The organism is Variovorax sp. MHTC-1 (genome assembly GCF_003984645.1).
Classification (GTDB): domain Bacteria; phylum Pseudomonadota; class Gammaproteobacteria; order Burkholderiales; family Burkholderiaceae_C; genus Variovorax.
In genome coordinates this window covers 286163-304230 of record NZ_RWKI01000007.1, presented here as the reverse complement: position 1 = coordinate 304230, position 18068 = coordinate 286163, and the positions used below count along the sequence as shown (strand labels likewise).

The window sequence follows — 18068 nt, the reverse complement described above, 5'->3', positions numbered from 1 at the left end:
CTTGGGGGCCCTGAACTGCCTTCCGGGCGATCATGCCGAAGGTCCGGGTCCCGTCCCGACCAATGCCGATATCTACAACTGGTGGCCCGGGCGATTCGATGCGGTGCTGCAACCGCAGACGCGCGTCGCCTACGAACGACTTCCGGCGCAGGGCTCGATTCGATGCCACCCGGCAGCTGCATCCCACCGAGCGGATCTATACCTGGGTCGACGACGCGGCCTTCAGGCGCAGCAGGGTTCCGCATGGACTTCCTGTTGCTCAGCCCGTCGCTCCTGCCTCGTCTAGTTGCCACCGGTGTCGAGCTTGAGCACCGTGGCCGTGTGAAGCCGAGCGACCACGCGCCGGTGTGGATCACGCTCACGAACTGAAGGACCCCTGTGCGCACCGACGATAGCTTTGCGCCGAGGCGTTCGGTGGACTCCCTCCTACAACCGGGCGCCGGGCGCACGGGTTCATTGCGATGCATGGCCTGCCATGCTGAAGAAAAAGGAGTCTCGCCATGGTCCAGCATTCTTCTACCCCCTTTCCTTTTCCCACCGCAGAGAACCATGACCGGCCGCCCGAAACCGCGCCCGCCTCAGCCGCGCCGCAGCCTAGCGAGGACGCGCTGGACCACGGCGTGGAGGAATCTTTTCCCGCCAGTGATCCAGTGTCGGTCTCCACGGTTCAGGTCAGGTCGCAGGCGGCCGCTGAAGTTGGACAGGCCGAGCGGACAGCGGCTGCGAGATTGCGCGCCGCTCTGCGTACCGGTCTGATCGCAGGCGCATTGGCCAGCGTGGTGTCCACCCTCGCGCTGGCCGTGGCCGGACGGCGAGAGAACGGCAGCATCGTCGCTCCGACCAACGCGATCAGCCATTGGCTCTGGCGCGGCGAAGCCTTCGTGGTCGACCGGCCGACGCTGCGTCATACGCTGGTCGGCTATGTGATCCACCACCTCACTTCCACCTTCTGGGCCGTGCTCTATGCGTGGCTGCACGGCAATCGCCGCGATGCGCAGACGGTGCCGAAGGCCGTGGCCGGCGCCACTGTCGCCGCGGCGGTCGCCTGCACGGTCGACTACACGGTGACGCCGAAGCGGCTCACGCCCGGCTTCGAGCACCGCCTGTCCACCGGCGCCATGGCGCTGGTGTATGGCGCCTTCGCCATCGGACTGGCGGCAGGATGCCTGGCGGCCAACAGACGCAATTCGCCGTGAGAATCGTGATCGCAGGCGCCGGCGGCTTTCTCGGGAGCGCGCTCGCCGCCGAGTTCGCGCGCCGCGGCCTCGATCTGCTGTGCACTGCGCGCGATCCCGCTGCGGCCGCACGCGGCGCGCGCTGGCCGCAGTCGCAAACGCGATGGCTCGGCGTCGATTTCGATACCGCGCCGCCGGCTGCGTTCTGGTCTGCCCATCTGCTGCCAGGCGACGTGGTGATCAACGCGGTCGGCCTGCTGCGCGAAAGCCGTCCAGGCGCCTTCGCGGCCGTGCACCACGAGGGGCCCGCGCGGATGTTCGATGCCTGCGCGGCATCCGGGGTGGCCTTCGTCGTGCAGATCTCCGCGCTCGGCGCCAACGAGGAAGCCGTCACCGCATACCACCGCAGCAAGGCAGCTGCGGATGCCCATCTCAGACGCCTTCCGCTGGCCTCGGCCATCGTGCAGCCCTCGCTCGTCTGGGGCGGCGAAGGCGCGAGCGCCCGGCTCTTCGCGGCGCTCGCCGTGCTGCCGGTGCTGGCGCTTCCCCGCGGCGGCCGGCAGGCCTTGCAGCCCGTGCACATCGACGACTTGGTGTGCGGCGTGGCGACACTGGTGGAGCGGCAACCCGCCGGCACCCGCACGCTGGCCTTCGTTGGCCCGCATCCCTTGAGCTTTCGCGATTACCTGCGCGAGCTGCGCATGCAGCTCGCGCACGGCCGCCGGCAGTTCGTGGTCCCGCTGCCGGAAGGCATCTTCCTCTCGGCGGCGCAGCTCGCCGGCCGCTGGCGCCGGAGCTTTCTCGACCACGACACCGCGCGCATGCTGCTGGCCGGCAATGTGGCGCCGGCGGACGAATTTGCCGCCTTGCTCGGGCGGCCGCCGCGCGCACCCGAGCACTTCATCGCGCCGGCGCAGGCCGAAGCGCTGCGCCGCGCATCGTGGCTCGCATGGATGCTGCCGGCGCTGCGGCTTGCGATCGCCTTCGTCTGGATCTGGACCTTCGTCGTCTCCATCGGCCTTTATCCGCGCGACCAGAGCCTGGAGCTGCTGGCGCGTGTCGGCATCGAGGGCGGCTGGGCGCAGCTTGCGCTGGTCGGTGCAGCCGTCTTCGATCTGGCGCTCGGGATCGCCACGCTGCTGGTGGCCGCGCGCGGCCGCGCGCGCTGGCTGTGGCCGCTGCAGCTCGCACTGATCGCCTTCTACACGGCGGCCATCAGCATTGCGATGCCGGAGTTCTGGCTACACCCCTTCGGGCCCTTGTCCAAGAACCTGCCCATGTGCGCAGCAATTCTGCTGCTCTGGGCGCTGGACTCCGGGCGCCGGCCCACCCGCCGCTGAGATTCGGGCAGGTGCCATGGAATACCTGATCGTCAAATGGCTGCACGTGATTTCATCGACCGTGCTCTTCGGCACCGGCGTCGGCTCGGCCTTCTATCTTCTCGCCACCACCTTGTCGCGCGACGTACGGGCGGTCGCCGTCGTGGCGCGGATGGTGGTGCGCGCCGATTGGCTCTTCACAGCAACCAGCGCCGTGCTGCAGCCGCTGACCGGCTTCTGGCTGATGCATCTGGCCGGACTGCCGCTCCAGACGCCCTGGGTCAAGATGTCGATCTTCTTCTATGTGCTTGCGATTCTTTGCTGGCTGCCGGTGGTCTGGCTGCAGATCCGATTGCGCGATCTCGCCTCGGAAGCGGCGAGCAGGGGCCAGGCGCTGCCTGCACGCTACTGGATGTTCTTCAAATGGTGGGTGGTCCTCGGCGTGCCGGCCTTCTTCCTTTTTCTCGCCCTGTTCTGGCTCATGGTTGCGAAGCCGGCCGGGCTCGCGTGAGGCCGGGCCACCGCATGCCCGAGCGCCTGCTTCTGATGTTCGCGGTGCTGCCCTTGTGGCTGGCCGCCGGCGTCTTCGATTGGGCGCTGCACCGAAGGTCATCCATAGAGACGACCTCGGGCACGCGTGAATCCGCTCTGCACCTGCTGATGCTTCCCGATGCACCGGTTCGATGGCCTGGTCCTGCGGTGGCCCACTTTCGGCATCAAGCTCGAGCCGGTCATCAAGGAGCGAAGCACGCCCGCGGACGAGGTCTGCCTGTTCTCGAACTACCGCGAGGGATACGGCGAGCGATGGGACCACTTCGAAGAAGGCGAAGACGCTACGAAAAAGCTAGGCGGTTTCATCTTGGCCATCCTCGGGACCATTCAGAACTGGAACGACAACAGCTTGGCCCGCATGCCGCGCGTGCGCGACCGCATCGCGCGCGTCCGGCTCAAGGACACAGAAGGCGGGCTGAACCTGAACATGAAGGCCAAGGACATCCTCGCGGTCGTCCAGCGCGGCGAGGTGGCCGCGGAAAAAACGGATCGTTCCGCCGGCGACCGCGGATAACGTGGTCACTCTGCCTCAAAGAGGCGGTGGAGGCGGGAAGACTCTCAAGGAGATCCAGCCCGAGCATCAGCGGAGCATCATTCGGCATTCGCTTGATGCGAGGTGAGCATAGGTGGTCAAGTACGATTCGGCCATTCGGCGTACAGTGAATCGATCTTCGAAACATCGCCTCACGATAGGGCGCGATAGTTGCGCGAGACGGTGTGCCGCGCTTACCGCCTCGCGAATATCGTGGACGACATAGCCGGTCAGTCCGTGCTCGATGACCTCTGTTACCGCTCCGTGGTCGAAGGCAATCACCGGCGTGCCGCATGCCATCGCCTCGATCATGACCAGCCCGAACGGCTCTGGCCAGTCGCCCGGCAGCAGAAGTCCAAGGGCGCCGGACAGGAACAAAGGCTTCTCCGCATCGCTGATTTCGCCGATGTACTCGACATGGGGAAGCGTCAACAGCGGAAGGACCCGTTCCTTAAAGTACTCTCGATCCACCGCGTCCACCTTGGCAGCGATCTTGAGTGGGAGCCCGCACTTGCCAGCGATCTCGATCGCGCGATCCACCCGTTTCTCCGGCGAGATGCGGCCGAGGAACGCAAGATACGTCGGCGTGACTGCGCAAGGCGTAAGAAGGTTGCTGGGAAGCCCGTGGTGCACCGTGGCGACCCAGTTGGCCCATGGCATATTGCGGCGCTGCGCGTCGGAGACCGACACCAGCGGCGCCGCTGGGTGAGCCCGGTAAACGGGCCAGACCTCTGGCAGATCCAGTCGACCATGCAGGGTGTTGAGGAATGGCGTCGGCTGGCGGCAGAAGAGAGAGAACGGGCGGTAGTCCAGATGAAAATGAAGCACGTCGAATTCTTCGACGCGCCTGAACACGTGCTCCAGCATGAGCGCATGCGGGGCAATGGTGTCGCGAACGGTAACGTCGAGCCGCAAGGCGTCTGGACACGCAGGAACGAGTCGCGCCGCCGAGACCGAATCGCCGCTCGCGAACAGAGTGACATCGTGACCAAGTCGAACGAGCTCTTCGGTGAGATAGGAGACGACGCGCTCTGTTCCGCCGTAGAACTTCGGCGGAACAGCCTCGATCAACGGAGCGACTTGCGCGATGCGCATCTCTTCCTCATCTGCGTTTGCCCCATGCCTTGGATTTCAACTTGGAGTTGCAGCGGACGCTGTAGCCAGCCCTTCCCAGTGTGCGAACAGAAAGTTCGTCATGGCTTGCTCAGTCTCAATAGTGCGCGCCCAAACTATTCGATACATCATGAATGTGGCCGCGGCAATGCTTGCACCGGCGAGTACGAAGCATAGCCATCCGCTGACGAACCCTAGAAATACAGCTGCAGCCAATGCGACCGGCATCACCAGGCCTATGACCATGTTGATCTCGATCTCTAAGCCTTCCGTATTCAGGCTCGGCGCTCTCAGCCTCAGCCACTGCTTGCAGAACTCCCGGACATAGCTGTCGGGCAACCTGGGCAGCGGGGCCGGGCCTACCCCACTGGTTGCAAGTCTGAAAACCGGATAGTTCGCGGCGACGTCGTCGACCTTGCTGTCTCCGTGTACGCGGCGAATATCCGCATAGATCACCGACAGCTTCCGTGTCGGCCTCCACCCTTTCCGCAGCCAAAGATCGCTAATAGCGAAGGCCAGGTCCCTTGAGACGTAGCCCGTGGCGATCGATATCGCGAGGACGAGCACGCCAAGCAGGCCGGACATGACAGCAGAATCGAAATCCTTGATCCTCTCAGCTATATATGAAAGCAGGCCCTCGTCTACGGGACCAAAGAACCGAAAGTACAGGGACCCGACCTCACAGAATAGTAAGAAGCCGGGGAACCATACGCCAACCACAATCAGGCGTGCGTACGTTCCTAGGCTACCGATCAAGGTCTTCGCTTCGTTGATGATCGTCTCCATGCGCGTCTCTCCTCGGCGTTATTCGGTTGCCGACTTTGCAACTGTCTTAGTGGCCTGATCGAAAGCTGCCGGGACCGCGTGACGCACACGCTGTCTCGCGATGCGCGCCCTCTTCTCCGAAAGAGCGTAGTCGGTCAGGAGAGATCTCGCCTTCAGGAGCAAGGATCCTTCCTCCACCGGAGGCCAAATTGCGCTGTTTCCAAGATAGCTCGCGCCGCGCGTCGCGCACAGCAGATCGATCTGCGGAAGTCGTCCCTCCGGGTCGACGATCAACGTTGCCATGTCAATCAGCTCTTGAAGTTGATCACGTGCAGGAAGGGAGGCACCATCGATGTTGAGAACAAGCGTTCCCGGAAAGATCGCTTCGAGGTCGCGCACCTGGTGCGCGCATGAGGCCTCGGCCAACACCAACGGGATCGAAGCGCCACGGGTTGCCTTGCGCTTCAGTTCCAATCGAACCGGTACCCCGATGCGGGGAACCGGCAGTACGGAAGCGTCGTGGCCGGTAGGTCGCGGTGGCGCCTGTTTCCCGCGCCGCGCGCCGTTCAGTCCGCGAATACGCTGACGGGAAGCACCGGCTGGTGCGCGACCCGCCCGATGCCCAGATGCCTCGGACAGCGGCGTTTTCTCCTCTTCGCGCAGAAGCGAATCCCATTTGCGGACCACATGATCCCAACTGAAGTCGAGCGCGAATCTGCGCGCCGCCAAGGCGCGCGCATCGAGCAGACGCGGATCTTCGTAGAGCGCCTGCAGAACCGACGCGGCACGGCGCCGATCAATGAACTTCCTGACCAGGCCGAACTCGTCTGTTGTCCGTGTGTCGCAGGGGATCGCGTAGCCGTGGCTGCCCGCCAGCTCCGTGCTGGCCGAGTTGGCTGCTGCAATCGGCACGACGCCCGAACTGGCGGCCTGCAGTGTGGGAAGCCCGAAACCTTCCCCGAAAGAGGTCAACAAATGCACGTCAGCGGCCGAGTAGAGGCTCACAAGTTCCGCCATGCCGAAGCCAGCAGGATCATCGTTGTCGTGGACACCGGTCACAAAGCCGAGTCCGAGAAGCTCGATGTCCGCACGTACGTTGTAGCTGTACGAATCTGCATCCTCCCGTCCTTGAGAGCCGGTGTGAAGATGGAACACGAGCTTGTCAGGAGGAACTTGGAGGCGCCGGACGATGTCGAGAGCCCTTGGGATCATCTTTCGTCTATGGTTGCGCATGTCCGACAAGATGACGAACTTTCCCTCATAGCCGAACCGCCGCTTTGCGGCTTCTTTGTCTCGCGGTGGACGAAACAGCTCCGTATCGCATCCGTGCGGTATGAAAGTCGCGTCGATGCCGCACGCGGTGGTGGCGGCAGTACCGAATTCACTCATCGTGACCGCAAGATCGGCCTCTGACAATATGCTTACCCAATTTGCGGGCAAGCCCCCATCCGGAAGCGTGCCGTCGACAGGGTAGTAGATGCACCACTTAGTGCCAAGCTGGGACAATGCCCTACGGACATCGGCAGCGGCCAAATAGCCGAGCCAAGGGATGTCGCCAAGGGTGATCAAGTAGTGAGGCCTGAACTGGCTCGCGTGCCGAACAACCGCGGCGGCCGCCCGCTTCGGATGGACAGGACAAGGCCGGATATCGAGACCGAAGTACTCAGCTGGTTCGCTCGACCACCAGCCAAGCACAAGAATCTCATGCCCGAGGCCTGCGAGGCGCTTGCATACTTCGCCTGTTACCAGGCCGAAGCCTGTTGCAAGCCTCGGCGAATCCGACATCCACAAGATTCTTGCCATTGGAAACCTATGTCGAAAGCGTCAGCCCACACCGCCGGTCCACATTTCCTCAGGTCGTCACTGCGGCTTGATGAAGGCGACAACCTCTCTTTGTGTGCCCCTGTCATTGTCGAAGCCTCCGTGCGTGCTACTCGCCACCGGCGGCTCATCGGGACGCTGAGGGTTGGCGGCAGCCGGTGAAATGTGCAACCTGGTGATCGGAAGATCGAGCTTCTGAAAGAACTTGTGCATCCCGAGCAGCGGCGTGGTGGTGCCCCCCTCGAACGACTCGCTGACGAGATAGAGGAGCGAACGACGATAGGGTGCGCAAGTGGGGTCGTCCTGTTCTGCCTGCTCTGAAAGGTGGAACTGCTGATACCGCCTGATTCGACCGTTCTCAAGATGCGGCTGAACAAGCTTCTCGAATGTCGCAACTGTCACGGCCGGCGCCATGAGGCTCACCGACTCGACTTCACCGCCGGCGCGGACCAATTGATCGACGAAGTAGCTCGCGACAATCGACCCAGCTGAATGCCCGACGAGGTGCAGCCGCACATCCTTACTCTCGACGTGATTCTTGAAGTGCTGATACAAGAGGACGGCGCCGGCTTGCTTGTCGCCTGGAACATTCGGACGAGGTTCGCTCATCGCCACGGCGTTCTGCTTCATCTCGCTCCAAATAACGGTTCCTGGTCTCGCCAGCCAACGCTCGAGGCGCTGATTCCACCAACGTTCCAGTTTTTCGCCAAGGCCTCCTGTCGTGCGAGGCACGTTCTTCACCGCATCGGCGAGAACGTTCATTACCGTAGTGATGAAATCGGTCTCCCACATCAAGAAGACCGGAAAGATTCGATTCTCGTAAAGCAAAGGGATCCATTGGGCCGCAGCCTCGGCGGCATTCTCCTCGTCAACGAGCCCACCGTGCATGTACACGCAGACATCCAGAGGCTGTCCCTCGAGCCCCCATTTTCTTCGTGCTTCCGCCAGGTGTACATCGACGATGGCGCGCACATCATCCGGAGTGGTTCGGAAGGCCCCGCTATTGCTGAGGAGGCCGTTGTTTCCCATGTTGACGATGAATGGTGCGATCTCGCGGTTGCGCAGCACCTTTCCGGCGGCTAGCGCAACCTTTCCCTTGGGGTCCGTACGAAGGCTGATGCTCTGCGAGATCGCCTCATGCTCGCGCGTGACCACGCCAAGCTGAACCACCCAGCAGTCCATGGCATTGCGAAGCCAATCGTCGTAGGTAAGCACGGCGATGCCGCGCGTTCCCCACTGCTCGCCCCAAGAATTCTGAACAAGGAATCCGAGTTCGGTATAGCCGACGATCGAGAAGGCATGTCCGGGATGCAGTACTCCTTCCCCTCGTGCGGGGATGATCCAGATTCCCCTCTCGTCCGTCGCCGCAACCTCGTGGCCTTCGTCCCAGCCGGGATGGCACCCGGCGCTCGCGTAGAGGATGCCGACTTCATTGATTGCTGCGTGCATGTCGGTGATGCTGCGCGTGTCGATTCGGAAATAGGCACCCAGCGGGCGTTTGACCGCATTGAGCCACCAATCCTCCTCCAGCGAACCCGTCGCCGCGGGCATCTCGATGCCAGCAAAGAGTCTTTGGGCGCATGCGCCATGCTTGAACCAGCCCTTTAGTGCGCCTCGCAGGCTTGAACCGCTGTCCTCCGTTGAGCCGGGAAACTCATCGTATCGACGTGCCATCGAATACAGCATGAAGGGAGAGATATCTGCCAAAGGTTCTCGGTCGGACTTGCGCAGCAGGTACTCGACCACCGAAGAGAGCGCGAACCCGGTGCAAGCGTTGGTGTTCCCCTGGTGCTTGATGGTGAGCTGCTCGAGCCCCGGGTAGTAAACCGTCTTCGGCGTGACCGAGACATTGGGACGAAATGGCCGGTCACGATCGTCGAAGGCATCCGGCTTCGCGACGCGCAGGAACCGCGGTCCTTTTGGCTTGGCAGCCACCGTGGCAGGTTCGGCCGCCTTCTCCTGCTGCCGACTTTTCGGCTTGGATCGCTTGGCTGGCTTTTTCTTTCCTCCAGGGGATGCCGTCAGAGTCTTGACATGGATGGGTTTCGATCTCGTCGACATGCGGGTCTCTCGAGCCATGGAATTCCCCTGCGAACATTGGGCCGATTCGTCTTTCGGAGAAAACGATCTTGCTGAAGTTCTTGGCTTTTCTCGGCCACCGATCCCCCATGGCCAGCGAGTTGAGCACTTTATGTTTCCTTTGTATCTACGACGTTGGACATAGAACTGGGCTCAAACACTGACGACTGGTGGTCGCAAGCGTGAACGATGTCGGGAGAATGCGTACGATGAAACCCGCCGTCTCCCCGTCCTGCAGTGAGTGCCATGCCGCACTTCCCTCGCACTTGCCCTCGTCTGTGCACTGGCTCAGTTCTCGCAGCCGCGCATGGCGCTCGCCGCGACGGCGACAGCCGAAGCCTTCGCAGCATCCGTCGTTGATGTGACGCGCCTTGAGCTCCGGAGGACTCATCTTGCTGCGATCGGCTCCTGTTTAAAAGGAGAACTGCTCCTCAAGTCAGTTCGGCGCGAGCCCATGCCGGAGCTTGCGCAGAGCCTGCAGGCCGAGATCGCGTTGAACGTGAGGCTGATGAAGGCGGCGAATATTGAGATGCAGTAGCGGCAGCGTCGGACCCGGATGGCCTGTGCGGCGTCGCAACGTCCGCAAAACGAAGAGCTCGTTTGGTCAGGGATGATGGAAGTTGATCATCGACCTCATGCCTGTTCCGTTGACCCGCGCCACTCCTCGCGTGCAACCTCTGCTGGATGGCGCCGCCAATGCGTTGGGTAGAGTTCGATTGCCCAAACTTCGAGGTCGCCCGGATCAGCGCGGCCCTCGGTTAGACGGAACCACTCTTCCCTAAACGCTGCGCGCCACGCAATGGAAGTTCTGAACTCTGCGCTGGGGGTCATCGGTAGAACTCCGGCCTGCACGAATGAGATTCCAACGCACCGCGGAATCGGATCACGTCCGATCCCAAGACAAAACATCGCAGACATAAGTCCTAAGTTGCTTTTCATCGAGAGTCCCGCTTGGTCAATTCGAATGGTGAGTCCGAATGTAGGCGTGCAGGCAACCGTATGCATGAGCGTTGAGTCCCTATTTGAGGAGGACAGAACGACCGTCTTGATCGTTCGCCGGGCATGACTAAACGCCTACGCTCTCGGCGGGCCGCTGGGTCTGCTCTCACGCGATTGCCAAACACCAAGCAAAGCAAAGGCCCGCTAGCAAAAGATTGCGGACTTTCCTGTAGCGTGGAGGCTGGCAGTGGCTTGGCTCGTCAAGCTGGGGCCTGCTTGGCCGTGGACACTTCGGCGTCTTCGCCGCGGTTCACCCGCGTGTCTCAATGAAATGCCGCAGTCGGGCCCATGATCTGACCGGACCTCGCATGGATCCGATTCCTCAAGATCGCATGCAGCGGCGTAGCTCAGGCAGTAGAGCCTCGGGATCCAGGCAACTTCCTCCAGTCCAGGGTGGTGGGGTCGATCTTGAGCTTCTCGAGATTCGTGTATGCGACCGGGTTGCGGCTTCCTTCCCATGCGTTTGGGATGGCCAAGGTCGCGTACTCGCCGAACATAATGACGTGCCGGTCGCCCGATTCAAGAATCTCGGAGATCTTGCCGATCATGAATGCCGTGCGGTGGCCGACACCGCTCTGGTCCCCGGCGCCGTTCAGGTTTCGAACTGCAACAACATAGGGACAGGCCGACGCACGGTCCTGGTTCAATTTCCAGGGGCCACTGCCGCCCTCGCTGAGGATGGTTTCAAGCGACTTGCCCGTCAATACCTTGATGACGCTTTCCACAAAGTCCGATCAGAGTCTGGGGCTTCACGTTAGCGCTTACGAAGCTGGCTGCCATCCGACCTTTGGGGGAGACGTCAGCAGCGAGACCGACTGGACCATGACCGAAACCGCGCCGCCGAAGCGCCGGCTCAATCCGGCGTGAACTTCTTGTTGAAGATGTCGACGTCCGATGCCAACTCGAACGTCGCCACCTGCCCCATCTTGCCGTCGCTGAGTCGGCAGGCGGAGAAGAGGCTGTAGCGGCCCTTGAAGTGGAACTCGTCCAACACGATCAGCGCGTACGGATACGGCACGAAGACCTGGTGCTCGAAGACGACGCGATGCACATTCCTGGGCGAAGGAAAGAGTTTGTAGTCGCCGGTGTCGATCGACTTTGCGGTGGCCATGGCGTGCTCGCTGCTTCTGTGTTCAGGCGGGGTCGCGCATGTCGGCCACGGGTTCTCGCCGAAGTCCTCGCGCGCCATCGGGAATGATCTCAGTGGTTGACACGTTGGTACTGCTCGATCTGACAGGCGTGGGTACCTGGCTGCGTCGAGCATACCGAATAGCCTGGAGGCGCGGTGCTTGAGCAGCCGGCCAGGACGCATAGAAGTACTGCGCTCGCGACCTTGAACATGACGCCTCCGAACGACAGACCCGACAGTTGGGTCTTGGCTGCATTCTGCTCCGGCAAGCTGATTCAAGCTGCGCCGCCCGATACGCGTGCAAGGCAGCGAGCGGGCCGCTAGCGGCGCGGAAAGCGCTTGATCATGCTGAGTCCCAGCGAGGTGATGGCCATGACGGTGGCCGGCGGCTGGTCGTAGCCGTCCAAGGTCCGCACGGGTTTGGGGATGGTCGCCTTGACGTGGCCCGCGAGGCTCAGCACGCGCACGGCATCGACGTCCGATCCTTGATTGACGGCGACCGGCAGATCCTGTTCTGCCAAACGATGAAGCAGGGTGATAGGCACCCGGCGAGTATGCCGGGCCGCGGCGTCAGGTCTGCGACAGGCTTGTAGGCCATGTAGGCCAAGACCTCAGGCAACGCGCGCCCATGCCTGACTGCCGGCCCACCGCGAAGGCCTGCAAGGTGGGCGCCGATTCGCCAGCCCCGAATGCCATGAATGCAGCTCTCCGCGACAAGCCCGCCCGCCATCTGGCGCTCCGGCACCGATACGTCGAGATCGACGGCGTCCGCACCTTCTACCGCGAAGCAGGATCCGAGGATGCGCCCGTGATCCTGCTCCCGCATGGCTATCCCTGCTCTTCCTATCAGTTTCGAAACTTCATGCCTGCGCTGGCCGACCGCTGGCGGCTTGTCGCGCCGGACTTTCCGGGTTTTGGCTACAGCGACACGCCGGCACCGGCGCGCTTCGGCTACACCTTCGACGCGTACGCCGAATTCCTCGATCGCTTCGCGACCGCGCTGAAGCTCGAGCGCTATGCGCTCTACCTGCACGACTACGGTTCGCAGATCGGCTTGCGCCTTGCCATCCGCGCGCCCGAGCGGGTGGCCGCCCTGATCATCCAGAACGGCGACATCTACGAGGACGAGCTCGGGCCCAAGTACCAGGGCCTCAAGGACTACTGGGCCCATCCGACGCTGCAAGCCCGCGCCAAGCTGGCCGATGCGGTCAGCGAGGGAGGCTTTCGCGACGAGTTCATCGGCGAGATCGACAAGCGGCTGGTCGAGCGCATGCCCCCCGATCTCTGGAAGCTGTCATGGTCGCTGATGACGCCGCAGCGGCAGGAGATCATGGTCGGCCTCATGGAAGGCCTTCAGGAAAACCTGGCGTGGTTCCCGAAGTACCAGGCCTACCTGCGCGAACATCGTCCGCCGACGCTGATCGTGTGGGGCCCTCAGGACGGCTACATGCCCGAAGGCGCAGCGCGGGCCTACCTCAGGGACCTGCCGGATGCCGAACTCCACCTGCTCGACGGCGGACATTGGGCGCTGGAAACCCATCTCGCCGAGATCGTTGCGCTCGCGCGCGATTTCCTCGGACGAACCCACTCGAAGAGCGAATCATGTTCCTGAGAACCTGGCGCTGGCTGACTCTCATGTTCGTTGCGCTGAGCCTGGCGCCCGCGCTCGCACACCTTCTGGAAATGCCCGCCAAGCTGCGCTACGAGGGACCGCTGTGGCTGACGATCTCCCAGACGCTGTACGGCGCCTTCGGCACCGTGGGCGGCGCGTTCGAGGCCGCCGCCGTCTTCACGACCGTGGTGCTCGTGCTGCTGGTGCGCCAGCGCCATCCGGCCTTCGGGTGGACGCTGCTGGCCGCGCTGTCGATGCTGCTCGCGCATGCCGCGTTCTGGATCTGGTTGGCCCCGGTCAACGCCACGGTCGCGGCATCGACGCTCGCCACGCTGCCCGAGAACTGGACGGCGCTGCGCATCCAATGGGAATACACGCATGCCGCGCGCGCCGTGCTGCAGGCCGTGGCGCTCGGCGCGCTCGCGTTCTCGGTCGTCGTCGAAACGCCGATCTCCCCCACAGAAAGGACCATGTCATGAGCACCGACGCCGCTCGCGCGGGCCAGCCCACCATCGCCCGCATCTGGCGCGGCCGAACCACGCGCGACAAGGCCGACGCGTATGCGCGCTACGTCTACGAAGAGGGCATCCGCCCGCTCGAAGAAAAAGCCCTGGGCGTGCAGCTCTTGCGCGAAGACCGCGAGACGGAGAGCGAGTTCGTCACGATCTCCTACTGGGAAAGCGTGGAAGCGATGTCGCGCTTCGCGGGCAAGGACCCGCGGCGCATCCATCATCTCGAGCGCGATGCGGAATTCCTGATCGAGCTGCCGCGCGAAGTGCAGGTGCTGCAGATCCTCGCGGGCTCCGGCAAGCGCTGACGCCACCGAGCGTGTAGGCTCGGCCCAACTTTCTGCGGGCCAATCCATGCACGTTCAAGAGGCTGTTGCGAGCCGCCATTCCATCCGGGCTTTCCTGCCGACGCCGGTCGACGGCGAGGCGATCCGCCGCGTGCTGACGGCAGCCGCACGCGCGCCCTCCGGCGGCAACCTGCAGCCCTGGCACGTCGACGTGCTCGCGGGAGCGGCGCTGGCCGAGCTCAGGCTGCGCATGCAGGCACGGCTCGCGGCCGGCGAAAGCGAGCCCGCCGCCTACGACATCTACCCCAAGGAGCTGCGCTCGCCCTGGCGCGAGCGGCGCTTCCAGGTCGGCGAGGCGATGTACGCGCGCCTAGGCATCCCGCGCGAGGACAAGGCGGCGCGGCGGCGCTGGTTCGCCAACAACTACGACTTCTTCGGCGCGCCGCTCGCGCTGTTCTGCTCGGTCGACCGCTCGATGGGTCCGCCGCAATGGTCGGACCTCGGCATGTACCTGCAGACCGTGATGCTGCTGCTGCGCGGCGAAGGGCTCGACAGCTGTCCCCAGGAGTGCTGGGCGATCTACCCGGACACGGTGGGCAGCGTGCTGCGACTGCCGCCCGAACGCATGCTGTTCTGCGGCATGGCCATCGGCCACCGCGATCCCGAGCATCCGGTGAACACGCTGGTCAGCGACCGTGCGCCCGCCGCCGAGTGGCTGCGCTTCCACGGCCTCTGACGAAAGCGTTCAGGGCTCCGGCACGAAGCGCGGGGCGCGCCGCTCGATGTTGGCGCGCACGGCCTCGGTCTGATTGGCGCTGCCGACGAGCGCTTTCTGCTCGACCGATTCGGCCAGCAGCAGGTCGGCGGCGCTGTGCGCCATCGCCGCGTTCAGGAGCCGCTTGCCGGCGCGGATCGCATCGGGACTCTTCTGCGCGATCTCGTGCGCCATCTGCAAGGCATCGGCCAGCGGATCGGCCGACACCCGCGTCGCGAAGCCGAGCGCCACGGCCTCCTCGCCCGAGAAGATGCGGCCGGTGAAGGTGAGCTCGCGCACCACGTCGGTCCGCGCCAGCTCGCGCATCAGCACCATGCCGCCCATGTCGGGCACCAGGCCCCACTTGATCTCCATCACGGACAGCCTGGTGTCCGGTGCGACGAGCCGCAGGTCGGCACCCAGAGCGACCTGGAGCCCGCCGCCGAAGGCAACGCCGTGCACCGCGGCGATCACCGGTACCGGCACTTCGCGCCAGACCATCGCCACCTGCTGCGCGGCATTGGCGATGCCGTGCGTACGCACGAGCAGGTCCGCGGCGGCCCCCGATCCGATGACGCCGCTCGCGCCGCCCTGCCCCATTCGCTCGAAGGACTGCATGTCGAGCCCGGCGCAGAAAGCCTTGCCGCGGCCCGCAAGGATCACCGCGCGCACGCGCGTATCGTCACGCAGCCGCGTGCCGGCATCGATGAGCGCATCGAACATCGCGGGGTCGAGTGCGTTCATCTTGTCGGCGCGCGCGAGGTGCAGTTCGACCACGCCGTCGGCGTGGCGGATCGATTCGATGCGGTCGTGCATTGGATGTCTCCAGGTTCGGGGTCGACGCAAGTATCCGCGTGAAGCGATGATCGATGCTGTCACGCAGCCAACAGTACAGTCCATCCAGGAGAGAAATGCCATGGCCATCCGCATTGTTCGCCTCGGCTCCGAACGCGCACCCGGCGAGGGCCTGCGCATCGGCACGGTGCGCCGCCCGCCGCGCGGCGTGCCGAAGAGCGAGTTCGCGTCGCAGAACTGGTACGACGTCTGGTACCCGAATCTTGCGCCCGCGGTCGAGACCATGAAGATGGCGCAGGCCGCCGAAACCCCCGCGCAATGGGCCGCCTTCGGCCGCAAGTTCAAGAGCGAGATGGCCGAGCCAGACGCCAGCCGCAGCCTCGACCTGCTGGCAGCGCTGTCGCACCAGAGCGCGTTCTCTATCGGCTGCTATTGCGAAGACGAAGCGCATTGCCACCGTTCGTTCTTGCGCGAACTGCTGGCCGAGCGCGGGGCCAAGATCATGAAAACCTAAGGCGGCCGCCGCCGGGCCGCCCCAAGGCGGCCGCGCCCAGTGCTGTCGCCAGAGGCGACAGCCCTTCAGCCCGTCCAAGGCTGCGCAGGCAGCCTTGGAGCCGCGGCCCTCAGTCCCTCGGGGGTGGAGTTACACGCAGCGAAGCGGAGTGAAAAGCCGGGGGGCCTTACCTCTGCGCCTTGTCTTTTTGGTTCTGCGCCTCGATGCGCTCGCGCGCCTCCTGCCAGTCGGCATCGCTCCACTGCCGCAGCTCGTAGAAGTTGCCGCCGGTCGCCAGCGCATTGCCGCCGTCCATCATGATGCTCTGGCCGGTGAGCCAGTCGCACTGCCCCGGCGCCATCAGGAAGGCGGCGAGGTTCTGCAGCTCGCTCATCATCCCGGTGCGCGCCATCGGGTTGCTGGCCTTGCTGCGCGCACCGGGCTCCTCACCCGGATTCAGGCGCTTGCTCATGCCCTCGGTGGGGATCTCGCCAGGCCCGACGGCATTGAGCCGCACGCCGTGGCGCGCCCATTCGACCGCGAGCGACTTGGTCATCACTTCCACCCCGGCCTTGCTCATCGCCGAGGGCACCACGTAGGGACTGCCGTTGTCGACCCAGGTCACGATGATGCTCATCACGCTGCGGTACGGGTCGCCCGCCTTCCACTGCCCCGCCTTGGCCTCGGCGATCCAGCGCTTGCCGATGGCCTGCGTGACGTAGAAGCTGCCGTGAAACACGATGTTGGCCACCGCGTCGAAGGCGCGCGGCGACAGGCTCTCGGTCGGCGCGACGAAGTTGCCAGCCGCGTTGTTGACGAGCCCGGTCAGCCCGCCCGATTGCCAGAGCGCCTCGACCATCTCCTCCACGCTCTGCGCGTTGCGGATATCGACGCCGAAGGCATCGATGCGCCGTCCCGGGAACTGCGTGCGCCATTCGGCCGCTGTCTCTTCGACAACCGCCTGGCGCCGGCCGCAGATCGCGACGTCGGCGCCCAGGCCCAGGAAGCGTTCGGCCATCGCGCGGCCGAGGCCGGTGCCGCCGCCGGTCACGAGAATGCGCCGTCCGGCCATGAGATCGGATTGGTACATGTGGGTCTCCTTGTCTGGGGTTGAGGGCTGTGCAAGCCGCATCGTAGAGCGGCAGGCCCGAGCCGGTAAGCTCCCAAGGTGACACCGCCGAGGACATCCCCCATGCCGACTTCCCCTGCCCCTGCCTTCGCACCGCTCGCCCGCGTGCGCGTGCTGAGCCTCGCGCTCAATCTGCCCGGCCCCGCCGCGCTGCTGCGCTGCCGCGCCATGGGCGCCAGCTGCGTGAAGTTCGAGCCGCCGGCGGGCGACCCGATGGGCCACTACAACCAGGCCGCCTACGCCGCGCTGCACGAGGACGTCGACGTCCGGACCGCCGACCTCAAGACGGAGGCCGGCCAAGAACAGTTGCATCGCGCGCTGGAAGAAACCGACGTGCTGCTGACTTCGTTTCGCCCTTCGGCCCTCGACAAGCTGGGACTCGGCTGGGAAGCGCTGCATACGCGCCATCCGGCGCTCTCCCAGGTGGCGATCGTCGGCGCGCCCGGCGTGCGCGCCGAGGAGCCGGGCCACGACCTCACCTACGTGGCCGAAAGCGGCCTCGTCACCGGCACCGAGCTGCCGCCCACGCTCTATGCCGACATGGGCGGTGCCGTGCTCGCGAGCGAGGCGGTGCTGCAGGCCATGCTCCACACCCGCGCAGCGCCGGGGACGGGCGTGTACCTCGAAGTCGCACTCAATGCCGCGGCCGACTGGCTCGCACTGCCGCGCACCTGGGGCCTCACTCGGCCCACGGGCGCGGTCGGCGGCGCCCATGCGGGCTACCGCGTCTACCCTTGTGCCGACGGCCGCGTGGCGGTGGCTGCGCTGGAGCCGCACTTCGCCGCGCGTCTCTGCGAAGCGGCCGGCGTGGCATCGCGCGACATGATGTCGCCCGCCACCCGCGAAGCCCTTGCGGCCTGGTTGCGCACGCGCACGCGCGCCGAACTGGAGGCGATGGCCAGCGAGCGCGACGTGCCGCTGCTCACGCTGGCCGACTAGGGCCTGTTAACGCTAATTGCGGGGTCGCGAAGGCCTGCCAGGGCGGGCCAATCAAGGCGCGCGACG

20 protein-coding genes are annotated in these 18068 nt (G+C 64.6%); 11 read left to right on the top strand and 9 right to left on the bottom strand.

The genetic code is table 11. From position 1 onward, the window contains the following. Positions 1–728: 728 nt before the first annotated feature. From EJI01_RS15115 to EJI01_RS15100, 4 genes are all read left to right on the top strand, one after another. Positions 729–1196, top strand: coding sequence for a hypothetical protein (locus EJI01_RS15115; protein WP_126837981.1), 468 nt, complete (start codon positions 729–731; stop codon positions 1194–1196). After that, complete coding sequence (locus EJI01_RS15110; protein WP_126837961.1) at positions 1193–2515, top strand: SDR family oxidoreductase; 1323 nt, start codon at positions 1193–1195, stop codon at positions 2513–2515. The genes EJI01_RS15115 and EJI01_RS15110 overlap by 4 nt, the downstream gene beginning before the upstream one ends. A 16-nt stretch (positions 2516–2531) precedes the next feature. Beyond that, positions 2532–3005, top strand: a complete 474-nt coding sequence (locus EJI01_RS15105; protein WP_126837960.1) for a DUF2269 family protein — start codon at positions 2532–2534, stop codon at positions 3003–3005. A 159-nt stretch (positions 3006–3164) separates the two neighbouring features. Further along, complete coding sequence (locus EJI01_RS15100; RefSeq protein WP_126837959.1) at positions 3165–3560, top strand: hypothetical protein; 396 nt, start codon at positions 3165–3167, stop codon at positions 3558–3560. 66 nt (positions 3561–3626) lie between these two features. On the opposite strand, the gene EJI01_RS15095 is transcribed toward EJI01_RS15100, so the two are convergent. From EJI01_RS15095 to EJI01_RS15080, 4 genes are read right to left on the bottom strand one after another with little or no spacing between them, the layout of a single operon-like run. After that, positions 3627–4673, bottom strand: coding sequence for a glycosyltransferase family 4 protein (locus EJI01_RS15095; protein ID WP_126837958.1), 1047 nt, complete (start codon positions 4671–4673; stop codon positions 3627–3629). Positions 4674–4709: 36 nt separating this feature from the next. Continuing rightward, positions 4710–5477 (bottom strand): hypothetical protein, encoded by a 768-nt coding sequence (locus tag EJI01_RS15090; protein WP_126837957.1) that lies wholly within the window; start codon positions 5475–5477, stop codon positions 4710–4712. 18 nt (positions 5478–5495) lie between these two features. Next, positions 5496–7259, bottom strand: a complete 1764-nt coding sequence (locus EJI01_RS15085; protein WP_185878928.1) for a glycosyltransferase family 4 protein — start codon at positions 7257–7259, stop codon at positions 5496–5498. A gap of 57 nt (positions 7260–7316) precedes the next feature. Beyond that, positions 7317–9338, bottom strand: coding sequence for a C1 family peptidase (locus EJI01_RS15080; protein ID WP_260602462.1), 2022 nt, complete (start codon positions 9336–9338; stop codon positions 7317–7319). A gap of 325 nt (positions 9339–9663) precedes the next feature. On the opposite strand from EJI01_RS15080, the gene EJI01_RS15075 reads away from it, so the two are divergent. After that, on the top strand, positions 9664–9894 hold the full coding sequence (locus EJI01_RS15075) for a hypothetical protein (RefSeq protein WP_126837954.1): 231 nt from the start codon (positions 9664–9666) through the stop codon (positions 9892–9894). An 808-nt stretch (positions 9895–10702) separates the two neighbouring features. Here EJI01_RS15075 and EJI01_RS15070 read toward each other — a convergent pair. The 3 genes from EJI01_RS15070 to EJI01_RS15060 form a co-directional block, all read right to left on the bottom strand. Continuing rightward, entirely contained in the window at positions 10703–11080 is a 378-nt protein-coding gene (locus tag EJI01_RS15070) for a hypothetical protein (RefSeq protein ID WP_126837953.1), read from the bottom strand. Between the two features lie 128 nt (positions 11081–11208). Further along, positions 11209–11466 carry a hypothetical protein gene (locus tag EJI01_RS15065; RefSeq protein WP_126837952.1) on the bottom strand — a complete coding sequence of 86 codons (258 nt, stop codon included), beginning with the start codon at positions 11464–11466 and terminating at the stop codon, positions 11209–11211. Positions 11467–11804: 338 nt separating this feature from the next. Further along, positions 11805–12029 carry a hypothetical protein gene (locus tag EJI01_RS15060; protein ID WP_126837951.1) on the bottom strand — a complete coding sequence of 75 codons (225 nt, stop codon included), beginning with the start codon at positions 12027–12029 and terminating at the stop codon, positions 11805–11807. A gap of 149 nt (positions 12030–12178) precedes the next feature. Here EJI01_RS15060 and EJI01_RS15055 point away from each other — a divergent pair, with 149 nt between their 5' ends. From EJI01_RS15055 to EJI01_RS15040, 4 genes are read left to right on the top strand one after another with little or no spacing between them, the layout of a single operon-like run. Beyond that, positions 12179–13096 carry an alpha/beta fold hydrolase gene (locus tag EJI01_RS15055; protein ID WP_126837950.1) on the top strand — a complete coding sequence of 306 codons (918 nt, stop codon included), beginning with the start codon at positions 12179–12181 and terminating at the stop codon, positions 13094–13096. Beyond that, positions 13087–13575, top strand: a complete 489-nt coding sequence (locus EJI01_RS15050) for a hypothetical protein (protein WP_126837949.1) — start codon at positions 13087–13089, stop codon at positions 13573–13575. The genes EJI01_RS15055 and EJI01_RS15050 overlap by 10 nt, the downstream gene beginning before the upstream one ends. Beyond that, positions 13572–13913: an antibiotic biosynthesis monooxygenase family protein gene (locus tag EJI01_RS15045; protein WP_126837948.1), complete on the top strand. Its 342-nt coding sequence runs from the start codon at positions 13572–13574 to the stop codon at positions 13911–13913. The genes EJI01_RS15050 and EJI01_RS15045 overlap by 4 nt, the downstream gene beginning before the upstream one ends. 46 nt (positions 13914–13959) lie before the next feature. Beyond that, positions 13960–14628, top strand: coding sequence for a nitroreductase (locus EJI01_RS15040; RefSeq protein ID WP_126837947.1), 669 nt, complete (start codon positions 13960–13962; stop codon positions 14626–14628). Between the two features lie 9 nt (positions 14629–14637). On the opposite strand, the gene EJI01_RS15035 is transcribed toward EJI01_RS15040, so the two are convergent. After that, positions 14638–15462 (bottom strand): crotonase/enoyl-CoA hydratase family protein, encoded by an 825-nt coding sequence (locus EJI01_RS15035; protein WP_126837946.1) that lies wholly within the window; start codon positions 15460–15462, stop codon positions 14638–14640. 100 nt (positions 15463–15562) lie between these two features. On the opposite strand from EJI01_RS15035, the gene EJI01_RS15030 reads away from it, so the two are divergent. Next, a complete protein-coding gene (locus EJI01_RS15030) occupies positions 15563–15955 on the top strand; it encodes a DUF488 domain-containing protein (protein ID WP_126837945.1) in 393 nt (130 codons plus the stop codon). A gap of 166 nt (positions 15956–16121) precedes the next feature. On the opposite strand, the gene EJI01_RS15025 is transcribed toward EJI01_RS15030, so the two are convergent. Next, positions 16122–17024, bottom strand: coding sequence for an SDR family oxidoreductase (locus EJI01_RS15025; RefSeq protein ID WP_126837944.1), 903 nt, complete (start codon positions 17022–17024; stop codon positions 16122–16124). A 102-nt stretch (positions 17025–17126) separates the two neighbouring features. Here EJI01_RS15025 and EJI01_RS15020 point away from each other — a divergent pair, with 102 nt between their 5' ends. Continuing rightward, positions 17127–18002: a CoA transferase gene (locus tag EJI01_RS15020; protein WP_126837943.1), complete on the top strand. Its 876-nt coding sequence runs from the start codon at positions 17127–17129 to the stop codon at positions 18000–18002. Positions 18003–18068: the final 66 nt, after the last annotated feature.

Excerpts from the sequence above, each read along its gene's own strand:
- EJI01_RS15080 (WP_260602462.1), bottom strand. The coding sequence starts at position 9,338 with ATGTCGACGAGATCGAAACCCATCCATGTCAAGACTCTGACGGCATCC.
- EJI01_RS15020 (WP_126837943.1), top strand. The coding sequence starts at position 17,127 with ATGCCGACTTCCCCTGCCCCTGCCTTCGCACCGCTCGCCCGCGTGCGC.
- EJI01_RS15105 (WP_126837960.1), top strand. The coding sequence starts at position 2,532 with ATGGAATACCTGATCGTCAAATGGCTGCACGTGATTTCATCGACCGTG.
- EJI01_RS15095 (WP_126837958.1), bottom strand. The coding sequence starts at position 4,673 with ATGCGCATCGCGCAAGTCGCTCCGTTGATCGAGGCTGTTCCGCCGAAG.
- EJI01_RS15045 (WP_126837948.1), top strand. The coding sequence starts at position 13,572 with ATGAGCACCGACGCCGCTCGCGCGGGCCAGCCCACCATCGCCCGCATC.
- EJI01_RS15085 (WP_185878928.1), bottom strand. The coding sequence starts at position 7,259 with ATGGCAAGAATCTTGTGGATGTCGGATTCGCCGAGGCTTGCAACAGGC.
- EJI01_RS15090 (WP_126837957.1), bottom strand. The coding sequence starts at position 5,477 with ATGGAGACGATCATCAACGAAGCGAAGACCTTGATCGGTAGCCTAGGA.
- EJI01_RS15055 (WP_126837950.1), top strand. The coding sequence starts at position 12,179 with ATGAATGCAGCTCTCCGCGACAAGCCCGCCCGCCATCTGGCGCTCCGG.
- EJI01_RS15065 (WP_126837952.1), bottom strand. The coding sequence starts at position 11,466 with ATGGCCACCGCAAAGTCGATCGACACCGGCGACTACAAACTCTTTCCT.
- EJI01_RS15040 (WP_126837947.1), top strand. The coding sequence starts at position 13,960 with ATGCACGTTCAAGAGGCTGTTGCGAGCCGCCATTCCATCCGGGCTTTC.
- EJI01_RS15025 (WP_126837944.1), bottom strand. The coding sequence starts at position 17,024 with ATGTACCAATCCGATCTCATGGCCGGACGGCGCATTCTCGTGACCGGC.
- EJI01_RS15035 (WP_126837946.1), bottom strand. The coding sequence starts at position 15,462 with ATGCACGACCGCATCGAATCGATCCGCCACGCCGACGGCGTGGTCGAA.
- EJI01_RS15030 (WP_126837945.1), top strand. The coding sequence starts at position 15,563 with ATGGCCATCCGCATTGTTCGCCTCGGCTCCGAACGCGCACCCGGCGAG.
- EJI01_RS15050 (WP_126837949.1), top strand. The coding sequence starts at position 13,087 with ATGTTCCTGAGAACCTGGCGCTGGCTGACTCTCATGTTCGTTGCGCTG.
- EJI01_RS15075 (WP_126837954.1), top strand. The coding sequence starts at position 9,664 with ATGGCGCTCGCCGCGACGGCGACAGCCGAAGCCTTCGCAGCATCCGTC.
- EJI01_RS15100 (WP_126837959.1), top strand. The coding sequence starts at position 3,165 with ATGCACCGGTTCGATGGCCTGGTCCTGCGGTGGCCCACTTTCGGCATC.